Here is a 14,536-nt window from a genome sequence, read left to right on the forward strand (position 1 = left end):
GGAGAAATATGAATAAATATCAAATACCATCTTTATTATCTATATTAAAAAGTATGTTAATAAATTTTCTTATAGTCTTGGCTTTTGCTGGATTCTTCAAACAAAGTTTATATATAGAAAGTCCGATATACGCTTTATACGGTGCTAGTTTAATAACTTTGTTTTATAAATTTATTAGACCTGTATTTTTATTTATGAGTATTGTACCAATAATTATGACTTTTGGATTTTTTATAGTTATAATAAATGCAATTATTATTTTGTTAGTTTCAAATGTTCTAAATCCACATTTTATAATTAGTTCTTTTGGTTCAGCACTGGGATTAGCAATATTTATATCAATATTCAATTTATTTATAAATAGTAGGGATAGAAAAATAATAATAAAGAGAATTAAGTAGGAGATTTATGGGAAGAGTTGTAACAAAAGATATAATAGAAAAATTAAATTTAGAAGTTATTACTGGTGAAACTTGTCTTGACAGAGAAATAGAATCTGCTGATATATCAAGACCTTCTCTGGAGCTAGCTGGATATTTTTCATATTACAATCCTACTAGAGTTCAAGTTTTAGGAGAAACAGAATTATCGTTTTTTAATCTTTTGAGTGAAAAAGAAAAAAAAGCTAGAATGAGAATGCTTTGTACACGAAAAACTCCATGTATAATAATTTCAAGAAGTTTAGATGTGCCAGAAGCCTTATTAGAAGCAGCTATTAGATATGGAACTCCAATATTAAGAAGTGATATGCCTACAACAAGGATTATAGCTAAGTTGACCTATATTCTAAGTAGAGAATTTGCTCCTGAAATTTCTGTGCATGGCGTATTTATAGAAGTATATGGTATAGGAGTTCTCATAACTGGTGAAAGTGGTATCGGCAAGAGTGAAATTGCTTTAGAATTAATAAAAAGAGGGCATAGACTTATTGCTGATGATAGGGTAGATATAAAAGAATTAGATAATGGATTTTTAATTGGAAGATGCGGTTCTCCTATAATAAAAAACTTATTAGAAATAAGAGGGTTAGGAATTATAAATGTTATGACTTTGTTTGGAACTGGAGCTGTTAGAGAAGATAAAGTCGTAAACTTAAATATTCATTTAGAATCTTGGGACAAGTCTAAAAATTATGATAGATTGGGTTTATACAATGAATATAGATTAATTCATAATACTAAGGTAGAAAAAAAAGTTATTCCAGTTAGCCCAGGAAGAAACGTTGCAATTATAATAGAATCTGCAGCTATGAATTTTAGATTAAATAAAATGGGTATAAATACATCTCAAGAGTTTGCAAATCGTTTAAAAGATGAAATTAAAAATAAAAAAGGAGATTAAGTTATGTTGAATATTTTTTTAAATCCAATAGCTTTTGAATTGTTTGGGCACCCAGTTTATTGGTATGGAATAATAATTTCTCTTACTATATTTGTCGCTTATTATGTGGCAGAAATAGAAGCTAGGAAGCTAGGGGTAATAAAAGATAAAATGTTAGACTTATTACTAATTGCTATCCCAGTAGCATTTATATTTGCTAGAGCTTATTATGTAATATTTAGATGGGATTATTACTCTCAAAATAAATCAGAAATAGTAGCTATATGGGACGGTGGTATAGCCATATATGGAGGTCTTATTGGAGGACTTTTAGTTTTAATATATTTTTCTAAGAGAAATAATTTAAAACTAATAAAGTTGTTGGACATTATAGCTCCTAGCTTACTTATAGGGCAAATGTTTGGAAGATGGGGAAATTTTTTCAACCATGAAGCATACGGAGAAATTGTAAACAAAGAATTTTTACAAAATCTACACATACCTGAATTTATAATAAATAATATGTATATAAATGGTAATTACAGACAGCCAACATTTTTATATGAAAGTTTGTGGTGCTTTATTTCATTTATAATTTTATTTAGTATTAGAAAAAAATTATATTCAGGTGAAGTATTTTCATTGTATATGATTTTATATGGGGTAGAAAGATTTATAGTAGAAGGTATGAGAACAGATTCTCTTTATATAGGTTTATTTAGAGTGTCTCAAATAGTTTCTATAATCTTTATAATTTTAGGAATTACGTATTTTATCTATAACAGACTAATAAATAAACAAGATAAATTATTATATATTAATAGTTAAATTTTTGGAGAAGATAATGGAAAAAATATATGATTTAATAATTATTGGTGCAGGACCAGCTGGGATGACTGCTTCTATATATGCAAGTAGAGCCAACCTTTCAGTTTTAATGATTGAAAAAAAATATCCTGGGGGACAAATGCTTTCTACAGCTGAAATTGAAAATTATACAGGCTACGAAGAAATTACAGGACCTGAACTTTCAGAAAAAATGTTTGAACATTCTAAAAAATTCGGAACAGAGTTTACATTTGGAGAAATAACAAATATTAGACTTGAAAATGATATTAAAATACTAATAGCTGGAGAAAAAGAATATAAGTCTAAAACTGTAATTATTGCAACAGGTACAGAAGCAAGATTACTTGGAATACCAGGAGAAAAAGAATTTTCTAGTAAGGGTGTTTCTTACTGTGCAGTTTGTGACGGAGCATTTTTTAGAAATAAAAATGTTGTAGTTATTGGCGGTGGGGATTCTGCTATTGAAGAAGCTTTATATCTAGCAAATTTAGTAAATAAAGTTACGGTTGTGCATAGAAGAGATGAATTACGTGCCCAAAAAATATTGCAAGATAGAGCTTTTAAAAAAGAAAATATAGAATTTTGTTGGGATAGTATAGCACTTGCCATAAAAGGAGAAAGAAAAGTGAATTCCATAGATATTAAAAATGTTAAAAGTGGAGAGATAACAAGTCTTGATGCTGACGGAATTTTTATATATGTAGGTATGATGCCTCAAACAAAAGATTTTGAAAGTTTAGGAATATTAGATTCTTACGGATACATTCCAACAGATGAACACTTAGCAACATCAATTCCTGGAATTTTCGTTGCTGGTGATGTAAGACAAAAAGAAATAAGACAGGTAGTTACTGCTGCTAGTGATGGAGCAGTAGCAGCCCAAAGTGCATATAAATATATAGAATTATCATAAAAGTAGTGTGTAAAAAACTAATTTTTAATTAATAAGTATAGGGAAAAATATAGTATATCATCAAATCGTTTTTTGAATATAGCCATAGGAAAGTTAGTTAAATTATGGAAAATAGGATTTGATGAAGCTAGAAAACCGACTGACATTGAAATAAAAAACGTGCTATCTTTAATAGACCTAGAAAATATAATTTTAAATGAAGATGAGTGTAGCATTTATTTAAGTAAAAAAAATATGGAGATAGATTTGGGAGCTTTAGCCAAGGGATATTTTGCTGATAAGATAAAAGATTATTTACTGGCTAAAGGAGTAAAATCAGGAATAATAGATTTAGGTGGTAATGTTTTAACTTTAGGTACTTCTTATAAAAATAATCATGGTTTCTGCTTAGTTGGCATTCAAAACTCTAAAGAAAACAGGGGTAATTTACTAGGAGTAATTCCTATTAAAGATAAGTCAGTTGTAACTTCTGGAATTTATGAAAGAGTATTAAATTTTAATGGAGAAAAATATCATTATATTTTTGATAGTTTGACTGGTTACCCCATAAAAAATGAAATTGCAAGTGTAAGTGTGATTGCCAATAAATCTTTGGATTGTGAAATATGGACAACAATATTATTTTCCTATTCAATAGAAAAAGCATTACATATAATTAATTCTATGAAAGATTTTGAATGTTTGATAATCGATAAAAATAATAAAATTTATTTATCAGATGGAATTAAAGATATATTTATAAAATTATAAGTATAAAATAATTCTTGACATTATTACTTGTTCTATGCTATTATTGTATAAAATTTAATATATATTGTTATAAAAAGAGGCCGCGATGACTAATTTAAAAGGTAGCATCGCCGAAGCAATATTTGCTGGGGCTACTATTGAATAAATGTAGCACTGTCAGATGAGAATGCCCATTCTCTTTCTTGGTGAGCTTTTTATAATAGGGCAAAAGGAAATAGAATATTTTTTAAAAAAGCTATAAGAACCTTTTGTTCTTCTAGCTTTTTATTATTTTAAGAAATAAAGAGGAAGAAAAAATGAAATTATTTAATGGAATGACGGTAAAAAATAATGAATTACACGTAAGTGATGTTAGTGTTACAGAATTAAAAAAAAATTATAGAAGTCCACTATACGTATATGATGAAAATTTTATAGAAAATACCTGTGAGATATTTTTAAAAAATTTTTCAAGTTCAAAATTTAATACAAAAATTTTATACGCTTCAAAAGCATTTTCTTGCTTGGAAATATATAGGATAGTATCAAAACTTGGACTAGGTTTAGATGTTGTTTCAATAGGAGAAATATTTACAGCAAAGAATGCCAGTTTTGATATGAGTAAATTATACTTTCATGGCAATAATAAAACTTACAGAGAATTAGAATTTGCAGTCGAGAATGGAGTAGAAAATATAATTATAGATAATGACTACGAGCATGAAATAATAAATGACTTGGCTAAAAAATATAATAAAAAAATAGATGTATTACTTAGAATAAATACAGGGATAGACGCACATACACACGAGTACATTAAAACTGCTAAAGACGATTCTAAGTTTGGTTATTCAATTTATGATGATAAAATATATTCTCTGATAAGAGATATAGCCAACCAAAGCAACTTAAATTTTAAAGGATTTCATTCTCATATAGGTTCTCAAATTTTTGAAAAAAATTCTTTTTTTGATGCGGTAAAAACAGTATTTGAATTTTCAAAATCTGTTGAAGATAAACTTAATATATTTATAAGTGTTTTAAATCTTGGTGGAGGATTTGGTGTATATTATTCTAAGGAAGATAATCCATTTTCTTTAGCGGAATTTTTACAAGAATATATACTTGTTATTGAAGAACAACAAGAAATTTTTGGTTTGAAGTTAGAAAGTGTAATAATAGAACCAGGGAGAAGTTTAATATGTAATGCAGGTAGTACACTTTATACTGTCGGTGGAACAAAAAAAACTTATTCAGGTAAAGAATATATTTTTGTTGATGGTGGTATGGGAGATAATCCGAGATACGCCTTATACAAAGCAAAATATGAATGCTGTTTAGCAAATAAGGTTAATGACAAGTGCGGTAATCTTTATACAGTAGCAGGTAAATATTGTGAATCTGGCGATATTTTAATTAATGAAATCAAGTTGCCAAAGGCAGAAAAAGATGATTTATTATTAGTATCTTCTACGGGAGCGTATAATTATAGCATGGCAAGTAATTACAATAGAATTACAAAGTTACCAGTTGTATTTGTTAAAAATGGCAAGCATAGATTGGTAGTTAAGGGTGAAAGTTTAGAAGATTTAATTAAAAATGATATTTAGGAGGTAGTTTTATGAGTATATATAGAGGAAGTGGAGTAGCCATAGTTACACCTTTTTTAGAAAATGGAAGTATTGATTATGCAACTTTTGAAGAATTGTTAGAATTTCAAATTAAAGAAGGAACAGATGCAATTATCGTAGCAGGAACAACTGGAGAAAGTGCTACAATGACAGACGATGAGCAAATAGCTATTATAAAATTTGCAGTAGATAAAGTGAAAAAAAGAGTACCTCTTATAGCTGGTACAGGTTCTAACAATACTAAGCATGCCGCTGAACTTAGTATAGAGGCAGAAAAATTAGGAGTTGATGCTTTATTAGTAGTTACTCCTTATTACAACAAAACAAGTCAAAAAGGTTTGATAGAACATTTTGAATATATAGCTAACAGTGTTAATATTCCAATTATTCTTTATGGAGTTCCAGGAAGAACGGGTCAGATAATGACCGCTGAAACAATTTCTCACTTATCAAAACATAAAAATATAGTTGCATATAAAGATGCCGTAGGTAATATTTCTCATACATTAGAAGTTTTAAATTTATGTGGTGATAATATAGATATTTATAGTGGCAATGACGATATAAATGTGCCGATAATACTAGCTGGTGGTAAGGGTTGTATTTCAGTTTTAGCAAATATTTATCCAAAAGCAACTCATGATATGTGTAATTTAGCTCTGTCAGGAGATATAAAAAATTCTATGCAGCTCCAATTAAAATACAATAAATTTGTGAATTTATTATTCTCAGAACCAAATCCAATGCCAGTAAAAAAATGTGTAGAATATCTTGGTTATGGAACTTGTAATTACAGACTTCCTATGACAAATATTTCTGATACTTTAGCTGATTTATTAAAAACTGAAATGGAAAGATTGAAGTAGGTGTCAAGATGAAAATTATTATAAGTGGTTATAGTGGAACTATGGGAAAAGTTTTGGTAGATTTCATTAAAGAATGTGAAGATGATATAGAAATAGTTGCAGGAGTTAGTAAAAATAAAACAAATACAGAAAATTTTTCAGAATATGAAAGTTTTGATGATATTAAAGAAAAAGCAGATGTCATAATAGATTTTTCCCATCACAGTTTAACAAAAAATTTAGTAACTTACGCAGCTAAATCAAAAACTAATGTAGTAATAGCTACTACTGGTCATGATGAGGAAGAATTATTTTTAATAAATAAATTATCTCAAGACGTTGCCCTTGTTTACAGTGGTAATTATAGTTTGGGAGTTAATGTAGTTTTAGAACTTGTCAATCAAGCCAGTAAAATGCTTTATGGTTATGATATAGAAGTTATAGAAAAACATCATAATAAAAAAGTTGATGCACCAAGTGGCACTGCAAAAATGATAGTAGATTCCATAAATAATGTATCGTCATTTAGCAGAGTTTATGGTCGTGAGGGAGAAAGTAAAAGGAAAGAAAAAGAAATTGGTATCCATGCAGTTCGTGGAGGAACGATAGTAGGAGAACACGAAATTATTTTTGCAGGAGAAGATGAAATTATAGAGATAAAACATACAGCACTTAGTAAAAAAATGTTTGCTAAGGGTTCTATTAAAGCAGCTTTTTGGTTAAAAAATAAAAAAACAGGAATATATTCTATGAAAGATGTATTAAATTTAAAATAATTTAGTTAAGGAGAAATAATAATGAAAACAACAGAAGAAATTATAAATTACATAGCAAACTCAGTTAAAAAAACTCCAGTTAAGGTCTATGTTAATTTTAAGGAAAAGGAAATAGATTTTCCAGCAACTTTGGAAGTTTACGGCTCTTGTAAATCTAAGGTTATCTTTGTTGATTTAAAAGATTGGCAAGAATACTATAAAGAAAATAAGGATAAGATATTAAATTTTAGAGTAGAAAATGAGACTAGAAATAGTGCAATTCCTATGAAAGATTTAACTAAGGTTAATGCCAGAATTGAACCAGGTGTTTCAATTAGAGAACATGCAGAAATAGGAGATAATGCAGTAATTATGATGGGTGCAGTCATAAATATTGGTGCTAAAATCGGTAAAAATACTATGATTGATATGAATGCAGTTCTTGGTGGACGTGCTGAAGTCGGAGAAAATTCTCATATAGGAGCAGGTGCAGTTTTATCTGGAGTAATCGAACCTGCTAATGCAACTCCTGTAAGAATTGGTAATAATGTTTTGATAGGTGCTAATGCAGTAGTATTAGAAGGGGTACAAGTAGGAGATAATGCTGTTGTAGCGGCTGGAAGTATAGTTACTAAAGACGTAAAAGCAGGTGATGTTGTAGCAGGCGTTCCAGCAAAAGTAATAAAATCAAGGTCGCAAGTTGCTAACGAGAAGATAGATATAATTGCAGAACTAAGAAACTTGTAAAATAGGTGGCAACATGAATATAGTAACATTAGAAATGTTAAAAAAATGGCGAAGAGATTTGCACGCTAATCCAGAATTATCAATGGAAGAATTTGAAACTAAAGAATATATAAAAAATATTTTATTAAAAAATTCCATAGAATATAAAGAAGTTTTGGCTACTGGATTAATAGTATCATTTAAAAGTAATGAAGAAAATAAGAAAGAAGATACTATAATTTTCAGGGCTGACATAGACGCTTTACCAATTCATGAAGAAAATAAAATTGAATTTAGGTCGAAAAATGATGGAATAATGCACGCCTGTGGTCATGATGGTCATACTGCCATGCTAATAGGAGCTGTATTAGAAACGAAAAATTATTATGAAAATAATAAGGTGAGATTTAATACTATGTTTGTTTTTCAACCAGCAGAAGAAACAATAGGTGGAGCTGGTTTATTAGTTACAGACTACAAAGATTATTTTTCAAAATATAATATTCTTGCAAGCTATGCTTTACATCTAAATCCTGATTATCCAGAAAATATTATAATTTCTAAAGAAAAAGAAATTATGGCTAGTGCCACTGAATTTAGGGTTGATATAAAAGGAAAATCAGCCCATGTCGGTTTGAAATACACAGGTATTGACGCACTAAATGTAGCCAGTATATTTTACCAAGAATTATTAAAACTCAACACATTAAACTTAAAAGCAAGAGATACTAATATAATTCATGTTGGAAAAATGTGGGGCGGAAATGCCTTAAATATAGTTGCACAATCAGCTAATTTAGAAGGAACAATCAGAACATACAAGACTAGTAATTATAATACTATCAAAGAAAATATATTATCCATAGCAGAGGGATTAGAAAAAATCACAAATACAAAAATAAGTGTAGATTTTGGTGAAGGCTATGACGCTGTATTTAATAATAAAGAAGAATACGAAATAATAAAAAAAGTTTGTAAAGCAGAAAATATAGAATATAAAGAATTACCTGAAGCCTATCTGTACGGAGAAGATTTTTCTGCATTTACTAAAATATCAACCATTAATTATAGTTTTTTAGGAATAAGAAATGAAGAAAAATCTTATGTATCGGGATTACACACACCGACATTTAACTTTGACGAAAATATTTTAGAAACTGGAGTTAAGTATTACATTGGGATATTAAAATACTATAATAAATAAAAAGAGGAATTTATGGCATTACTGGAAATAAATTATCAAAATATAATAAAAAATGTAGAGCAACTAAAAAAAAGTGAAAAAAAAATAATAGCAGTTGTAAAAAATAACGCCTACAATATGGGACTTGAAGATGTAGTAAAAACTCTATATAAAATTGATGTTAATTATTTTGCTACAACCAACATAAAAGAAGCAATAAAAATTCGTGAAATCTTGGGTGAAGAAGTCAGCATATTTCTATTTAATGCAAATTACGATTTTGATATTTTAGAAAAATATAATATTGAAGCAAATATTCCCAATATAAACTATTTAAAAACAAATTTAAAAAAATTAAAAAATATAAATCTACAATTAGAATTTTCAGGCTCTATGAGGAGAGCTGGTGCGAAAAATCTAAAAGAAGTTATAGATATAATAAATTTTTGTAAAGAAAATAAGTTAAAATTAAAAGGATTTTGGTCGCATTTTGCATTTGCAGATGAATTTGACGGTTTATATGAAGAAGAAAAAAAATTAGTTTTAGAAGTTTATAATTTTGCAAAAAAAATATATAAATTTGAGGTAGTTCATTTACAAAATAGTGCATCTTTTTTAAGAGATGGTTCTTTTGAAGAAGTTACACACATACGTCCAGGTATAATGATTTACGGTTCATATCCATATAATGTAAAAAATAATCCTAGTAAAATATCCTACACACCCTACCAAGCATTTTCCGTAAAAGCTAATGTAATAAATGTAGTTACTTTAAAAAAAGGAGAATGTATAGGCTATTCTAATTCCTACATAGCTGATAAAGAAAAACAAGTAGCAGTAGTAGACATTGGTTATGGTGATGGAATACTAAGAGCAAGACTAACAGGAAAAACTTGTTTGATAAAAAATAAAGAATACAAAATATTATCAACTATGATGAGCCATATTGTAGTTGATATAGATGAAAATATAAATATAGGTGATGAAGTAATAATTTACAGTCAAAAATTACCTATCTACAATTACAATAAATTTTGCAATTCTAATTCTGAACAAATGGCAGTTTTGAATTACAATAGTTTAAATCTAAAAAAAATATATTAATATTGAAAGGAATAATATAATTATGAAAAAATCAAAAGTAGCAGTTTTGGGTGCAACTGGTATGGTAGGTCAAAGGCTTATAAGTTTACTAGAAAATCACCCATATTTTGAAGTAGTAAAACTAGCAGCATCATCAAAATCAGCTGGTAAATTATATTCAGAATTAATGGCTGACAGATGGAAATTAGAACAAAATCTTCCTGATTATGCTAAGGATTTTATTTTATATGATGTTTTTGATATAGATAATGTTGCAAAAGATGTTGATATGGTTTTTTGTGCAATTAATTTAGATAAACAATCTTTAATTAAATTAGAAGAAGATTATGCTAAAAAAGAAGTTATTGTTGTTTCAAATAATTCAGCTAACAGAATGAAAAATGATGTTCCAATGATAATTCCGGAAATTAATTCAGAACATTTAAAAATAATTCCATACCAAAGAAAAAGATTAGGAACTAATAAAGGTTTTATTGTTGTAAAACCTAATTGTTCAATACAAAGTTATGTTCCTGTTTTTCATGCTTTAAAAGAATTTGGAATTAAGGAAGCATCTATTTGTACTTATCAAGCAATATCTGGTAGCGGAAAAACTTTTGCAGAATGGCCTGAAATGGTTGAAAATATTATTCCATTTATAAGCGGAGAAGAAGAGAAGAGCGAAATAGAACCTCTAAAAATTTTCGGGAAAATTGAAGCCGGAAAAATAGAATTGGATAATTCAATGAAATTATCTGCTCAATGTATAAGAGTCCCAGTTTTAGATGGGCACTTAGCTTGCGTATCATTTAATCTTAATGAAAATCCTGGTTTAGAAGTAATAAAAAATAAAATAAAAAATTTCAAATCAGAAATTAGCAGCTATAACTTACCTTTATCACCTGAAACATTTATAAAATATTATGAAGAAGATAATCGTCCTCAACCTGTTTTAGATAGAGATAATGAAAAAGGTATGCAAATTTCTGTGGGTAGATTGAGAGAAGATACACTATTTGATTATAAATTTGTAGCTTTATCTCATAATACTATGAGAGGTGCAGCTGGAGGAGCATTACAAACAGCAGAATTAATTAAAAAATTAGGTTACTTAGATTAGAGTTTAAATATTCATATATTAAATTTAATATATGAATATTTATTTTATAAAAATTATTTTTCAAAAAAAGTGTTGACACCAATTTGTATATGTGGTATTATTTTCTCTGTGAGTGTTTTATGCTCCTATAGCTTTTTGAAGCTTTAATTTTTTATTTTTAAAATGAACCACCTGGATGTGTGGGACAAGAAAATATTATAATTCAAGAAAGGAGGAATTCTAGGAATGCCTACTATCAATCAATTAGTTCGTAAGCCTCGTAAATCAAAAGTTGTAAAATCAGATTCACCAGCACTTAATAAAGGTTACAATTCTCAAAGAAAGAAAGAAACTAACATTTCTTCTCCGCAAAAAAGAGGAGTTTGTACTCGTGTTGGGACTATGACACCGAAAAAACCTAACTCAGCTTTACGTAAATATGCCCGTGTACGTTTATCAAATCAAATAGAAGTTACAGCATATATTCCAGGTATCGGACACAACCTACAAGAACACAGTGTTGTTCTAATTCGTGGAGGTCGTGTTAAAGACTTACCAGGGGTACGTTACCATATAATTCGTGGTGCTTTAGATACTGCTGGAGTTAATAACCGTATGCAAGGACGTTCTCTATACGGAGCTAAAAGACCAAAAGAGAAAAAATAATAACTTAAATAAAATTTGATATTATACGAAAGGAGGCAACATAATGCCACGTAAAGGACCAGTAGCAAAACGTGATGTTTTGCCAGATCCAATTTATAACTCAAAATTAGTTACAAAACTGATTAATAAATTAATGCTAGATGGAAAACGCGGTACTGCACAAAGAATTTTATATTCTGCGTTCGATATCGTAAAAGAAAAATCAGGTCGTAATGCTATCGAAGTATTTGATGAAGCATTAAATAATATTATGCCTGTTCTTGAAGTTCGTGCTAGACGTGTTGGTGGTTCTAACTATCAAGTTCCAGTTGAAGTTCGTGCTGACAGAAGAATAACATTAGGATTACGTTGGTTAGTTAATTATTCTCGTCTTAGAGGAGAAAAAACTATGGAACAACGTTTAGCTAATGAAATATTAGATGCAGCTAATAACTCAGGTTCAGCTGTTAAAAAACGTGAAGATACTCACAAAATGGCGGAAGCAAACAAAGCATTTGCACACTACCGTTGGTAATTTGAATGTTAATATATCAGGTTATAAAATAGCTTGATATTTAACTTTTTATTAAATAACTTAATTATATGAAAGGAGAAAAATGACTCATGGCTAGAGCGTTTTCTTTAAAAGATACTCGTAATATCGGTATCATGGCTCACATTGATGCGGGGAAAACTACTACTACTGAACGTGTTCTATTTTATACTGGGAAAATCCATAAAATAGGAGAAACTCATGAAGGTGCTTCTCAAATGGACTGGATGGAACAAGAACAAGAGCGTGGGATAACTATTACTTCAGCTGCAACAACTGCTGAATGGAATAATAACCGTATTAATATTATAGACACTCCTGGACACGTAGACTTTACTGTTGAAGTAGAGCGTTCACTACGTGTTCTTGATGGTGCAGTAGCAGTACTTGACGCACAATCAGGTGTTGAGCCACAAACAGAAACAGTGTGGCGTCAAGCTACAACTTACGGAGTTCCACGTATTGTTTTTGTCAATAAAATGGATAAAACAGGAGCGGACTTCTTTTACTCAGTAGGGACAATACATGACCGTCTTCAAGCGAATGCACACCCAATTCAAATTCCTATCGGGTCTGAAGAAAATTTTGAAGCAGTAATTGACTTGCTAGAAATGAAAGCAATATATAACGAAGGACAAAAAGGGGAGGTAATTCGTGTTGCAGAAATTCCAGCAGAATATCAAGAAAAAGCTGAAGAATATCGTGAAAAATTAATAGAAGCAGTTGCTGAAACTGATGAAGAATTGATGGAAAAATATCTTGGAGAAGAAGAACTTTCTATTGAAGAGATAAAATTAGCAATCCGTCGTGCTACTTGTAAAGTAGAATTTTTCCCAGTAGTATGTGGTTCAGCATTTAAAGATAAGGGTGTTCAAGCAATGCTTGATGCAGTTGTAGAATACCTACCATCTCCACTAGATGTTCCAGCAATTAAAGGTATAAACCCAGATACAGATGAAGAGGTAGAAAGACATTCTTCTGATGAAGAACCATTTTCAGCTCTTGCATTTAAAGTTATGACTGACCCATACGTAGGAAAACTTACTTTCTTCCGTGTTTATTCAGGAGTTCTTTCTTCTGGTTCTTATGTTAAAAACTCAACAAAAGGTAAACGTGAACGTGTAGGACGTATTCTTCAAATGCACGCAAACTCTCGTAATGAAATTTCAGAAGTTTATGCAGGAGATATTGCAGCTGCTGTAGGTCTTAAAGATACTACAACAGGAGACACTCTATGTGATGAAAAACATGAAGTAATTTTGGAATCTATGGAATTCCCAGAGCCAGTTATTCAATTATCAGTTGAACCTAAATCAAAAGCTGACCAAGATAAGATGACGACAGCTCTACAAAAATTACAGGAAGAAGACCCAACATTCCGTGCTGGAACAGACGAAGAAACTGGACAAGTTATCATCGCTGGTATGGGAGAATTACACTTAGATATTATCGTTGACCGCATGCGTAGAGAATTTAAAGTTGAATGTACAGTTGGGGCTCCAATGGTATCTTACCGTGAAACATTCAAAACTTCTGCACAAGTTCAAGGTAAGTTCACTCGTCAATCAGGTGGTCGTGGACAATACGGAGATGTTTGGATTGAATTTACACCAAATGAGCCAGGAGCTGGATTTGAATTTGAAAATGCTATTGTCGGTGGGGTAGTTCCTCGTGAATATGTTCCAGCGGTAGAAGCAGGACTTAAAGATTCTATGGCAAATGGTGTCTTGGCAGGTTACGAATTAATTGACGTTAAAGCTAAATTATTTGATGGTTCATACCATGATGTCGATTCATCTGAAATGGCATTTAAAGTTGCGGCATCACTAGCTCTTAGAGAAGCAGCTAAAAAATGTAATCCTGTAATTTTAGAACCTATTATGAAAGTAGAAGTAGTTATGCCTGAAGAATATCTAGGAGATATTATGGGTGATATAACTTCTCGTCGTGGACGTGTAGGTGGAATGGAAGCTCGTGGTAATGCACAAGTTGTATCAGCTGAAGTACCACTTTCAGAAATGTTTGGTTATGCAACATCATTACGTTCAGCAACTCAAGGTCGTGGAACTTACTCAATGGTATTTGATCACTATGAAGAAGTACCAAAATCAATTTCTGAAGAAATTATCAAAAAAAATAAAGGATAATTAAAAAAGTTATACTTTTATAGTTGCAATTTAATCATTAAAATTATAAAATATAGTT

The 14,536-nt window shown here is 29.8% G+C and carries 15 protein-coding genes and 1 riboswitch; all 15 genes read left to right on the forward strand.

Going from position 1 to position 14,536, the window contains the following annotated elements; translation table 11 throughout:
* Positions 1–8: 8 nt before the first annotated feature.
* The 15 genes from KMP12_RS00235 to fusA all read left to right on the forward strand — a co-directional run bounded on the left by KMP12_RS00235 (position 9) and on the right by fusA (position 14,478).
* Positions 9–401 (forward strand): phage holin family protein, encoded by a 393-nt coding sequence (locus KMP12_RS00235; protein WP_215755733.1) that lies wholly within the window; start codon positions 9–11, stop codon positions 399–401.
* A 7-nt stretch (positions 402–408) separates the two neighbouring features.
* A complete protein-coding gene (hprK, locus tag KMP12_RS00240) occupies positions 409–1,341 on the forward strand; it encodes an HPr(Ser) kinase/phosphatase (protein ID WP_215755734.1) in 933 nt (310 codons plus the stop codon).
* Positions 1,342–1,344: 3 nt separating this feature from the next.
* Entirely contained in the window at positions 1,345–2,148 is an 804-nt protein-coding gene (gene lgt, locus KMP12_RS00245; protein WP_215755735.1) for a prolipoprotein diacylglyceryl transferase, read from the forward strand.
* A gap of 13 nt (positions 2,149–2,161) precedes the next feature.
* Entirely contained in the window at positions 2,162–3,082 is a 921-nt protein-coding gene (trxB, locus tag KMP12_RS00250; protein WP_215755815.1) for a thioredoxin-disulfide reductase, read from the forward strand.
* Between the two features lie 54 nt (positions 3,083–3,136).
* A complete protein-coding gene (locus KMP12_RS00255) occupies positions 3,137–3,832 on the forward strand; it encodes an FAD:protein FMN transferase (RefSeq protein ID WP_256444867.1) in 696 nt (231 codons plus the stop codon).
* Between the two features lie 66 nt (positions 3,833–3,898).
* Positions 3,899–4,033: riboswitch (Lysine riboswitch) on the forward strand.
* 95 nt (positions 4,034–4,128) lie between these two features.
* Positions 4,129–5,421 carry a diaminopimelate decarboxylase gene (gene lysA, locus KMP12_RS00260; protein WP_215755737.1) on the forward strand — a complete coding sequence of 431 codons (1,293 nt, stop codon included), beginning with the start codon at positions 4,129–4,131 and terminating at the stop codon, positions 5,419–5,421.
* 11 nt (positions 5,422–5,432) lie between these two features.
* Entirely contained in the window at positions 5,433–6,308 is an 876-nt protein-coding gene (gene dapA / locus KMP12_RS00265) for a 4-hydroxy-tetrahydrodipicolinate synthase (RefSeq protein ID WP_215755738.1), read from the forward strand.
* Between the two features lie 8 nt (positions 6,309–6,316).
* Positions 6,317–7,063 carry a 4-hydroxy-tetrahydrodipicolinate reductase gene (gene dapB, locus KMP12_RS00270; protein WP_215755739.1) on the forward strand — a complete coding sequence of 249 codons (747 nt, stop codon included), beginning with the start codon at positions 6,317–6,319 and terminating at the stop codon, positions 7,061–7,063.
* A gap of 21 nt (positions 7,064–7,084) precedes the next feature.
* A complete protein-coding gene (gene dapD, locus KMP12_RS00275; RefSeq protein WP_215755740.1) occupies positions 7,085–7,789 on the forward strand; it encodes a 2,3,4,5-tetrahydropyridine-2,6-dicarboxylate N-acetyltransferase in 705 nt (234 codons plus the stop codon).
* A gap of 13 nt (positions 7,790–7,802) precedes the next feature.
* The gene (locus tag KMP12_RS00280; protein ID WP_215755741.1) at positions 7,803–8,972 is read left to right on the forward strand and encodes a M20 metallopeptidase family protein; all 1,170 of its coding nucleotides are present in this window, start codon (positions 7,803–7,805) and stop codon (positions 8,970–8,972) included.
* A 12-nt stretch (positions 8,973–8,984) separates the two neighbouring features.
* The gene (gene alr, locus KMP12_RS00285) at positions 8,985–10,055 is read left to right on the forward strand and encodes an alanine racemase (protein ID WP_215755742.1); all 1,071 of its coding nucleotides are present in this window, start codon (positions 8,985–8,987) and stop codon (positions 10,053–10,055) included.
* A 22-nt stretch (positions 10,056–10,077) separates the two neighbouring features.
* The gene (gene asd / locus KMP12_RS00290) at positions 10,078–11,154 is read left to right on the forward strand and encodes an aspartate-semialdehyde dehydrogenase (protein WP_215755743.1); all 1,077 of its coding nucleotides are present in this window, start codon (positions 10,078–10,080) and stop codon (positions 11,152–11,154) included.
* A 225-nt stretch (positions 11,155–11,379) separates the two neighbouring features.
* Positions 11,380–11,799, forward strand: coding sequence for a 30S ribosomal protein S12 (gene rpsL / locus KMP12_RS00295; protein ID WP_215755744.1), 420 nt, complete (start codon positions 11,380–11,382; stop codon positions 11,797–11,799).
* 43 nt (positions 11,800–11,842) lie between these two features.
* The gene (gene rpsG / locus KMP12_RS00300) at positions 11,843–12,313 is read left to right on the forward strand and encodes a 30S ribosomal protein S7 (protein WP_215755745.1); all 471 of its coding nucleotides are present in this window, start codon (positions 11,843–11,845) and stop codon (positions 12,311–12,313) included.
* An 89-nt stretch (positions 12,314–12,402) separates the two neighbouring features.
* A complete protein-coding gene (gene fusA, locus KMP12_RS00305; protein ID WP_215755746.1) occupies positions 12,403–14,478 on the forward strand; it encodes an elongation factor G in 2,076 nt (691 codons plus the stop codon).
* The last annotated feature ends 58 nt before the right edge of the window (positions 14,479–14,536 follow it).

Source organism: Gemella sp. zg-1178 (assembly GCF_018790995.1).
In the GTDB taxonomy this organism is placed as follows: Bacteria; Bacillota; Bacilli; order Staphylococcales; family Gemellaceae; genus Gemelliphila.

Bases quoted from the DNA above. Each gene is read 5' to 3' on its own strand.
- KMP12_RS00235 (WP_215755733.1), top strand. From the start codon at position 9: ATGAATAAATATCAAATACCATCTTTATTATCTATATTAAAAAGTATG.
- hprK (WP_215755734.1), top strand. From the start codon at position 409: ATGGGAAGAGTTGTAACAAAAGATATAATAGAAAAATTAAATTTAGAA.
- lgt (WP_215755735.1), top strand. From the start codon at position 1,345: ATGTTGAATATTTTTTTAAATCCAATAGCTTTTGAATTGTTTGGGCAC.
- lysA (WP_215755737.1), top strand. From the start codon at position 4,129: ATGAAATTATTTAATGGAATGACGGTAAAAAATAATGAATTACACGTA.
- dapA (WP_215755738.1), top strand. From the start codon at position 5,433: ATGAGTATATATAGAGGAAGTGGAGTAGCCATAGTTACACCTTTTTTA.
- dapB (WP_215755739.1), top strand. From the start codon at position 6,317: ATGAAAATTATTATAAGTGGTTATAGTGGAACTATGGGAAAAGTTTTG.
- dapD (WP_215755740.1), top strand. From the start codon at position 7,085: ATGAAAACAACAGAAGAAATTATAAATTACATAGCAAACTCAGTTAAA.
- KMP12_RS00280 (WP_215755741.1), top strand. From the start codon at position 7,803: ATGAATATAGTAACATTAGAAATGTTAAAAAAATGGCGAAGAGATTTG.
- alr (WP_215755742.1), top strand. From the start codon at position 8,985: ATGGCATTACTGGAAATAAATTATCAAAATATAATAAAAAATGTAGAG.
- asd (WP_215755743.1), top strand. From the start codon at position 10,078: ATGAAAAAATCAAAAGTAGCAGTTTTGGGTGCAACTGGTATGGTAGGT.
- rpsL (WP_215755744.1), top strand. From the start codon at position 11,380: ATGCCTACTATCAATCAATTAGTTCGTAAGCCTCGTAAATCAAAAGTT.
- rpsG (WP_215755745.1), top strand. From the start codon at position 11,843: ATGCCACGTAAAGGACCAGTAGCAAAACGTGATGTTTTGCCAGATCCA.
- fusA (WP_215755746.1), top strand. From the start codon at position 12,403: ATGGCTAGAGCGTTTTCTTTAAAAGATACTCGTAATATCGGTATCATG.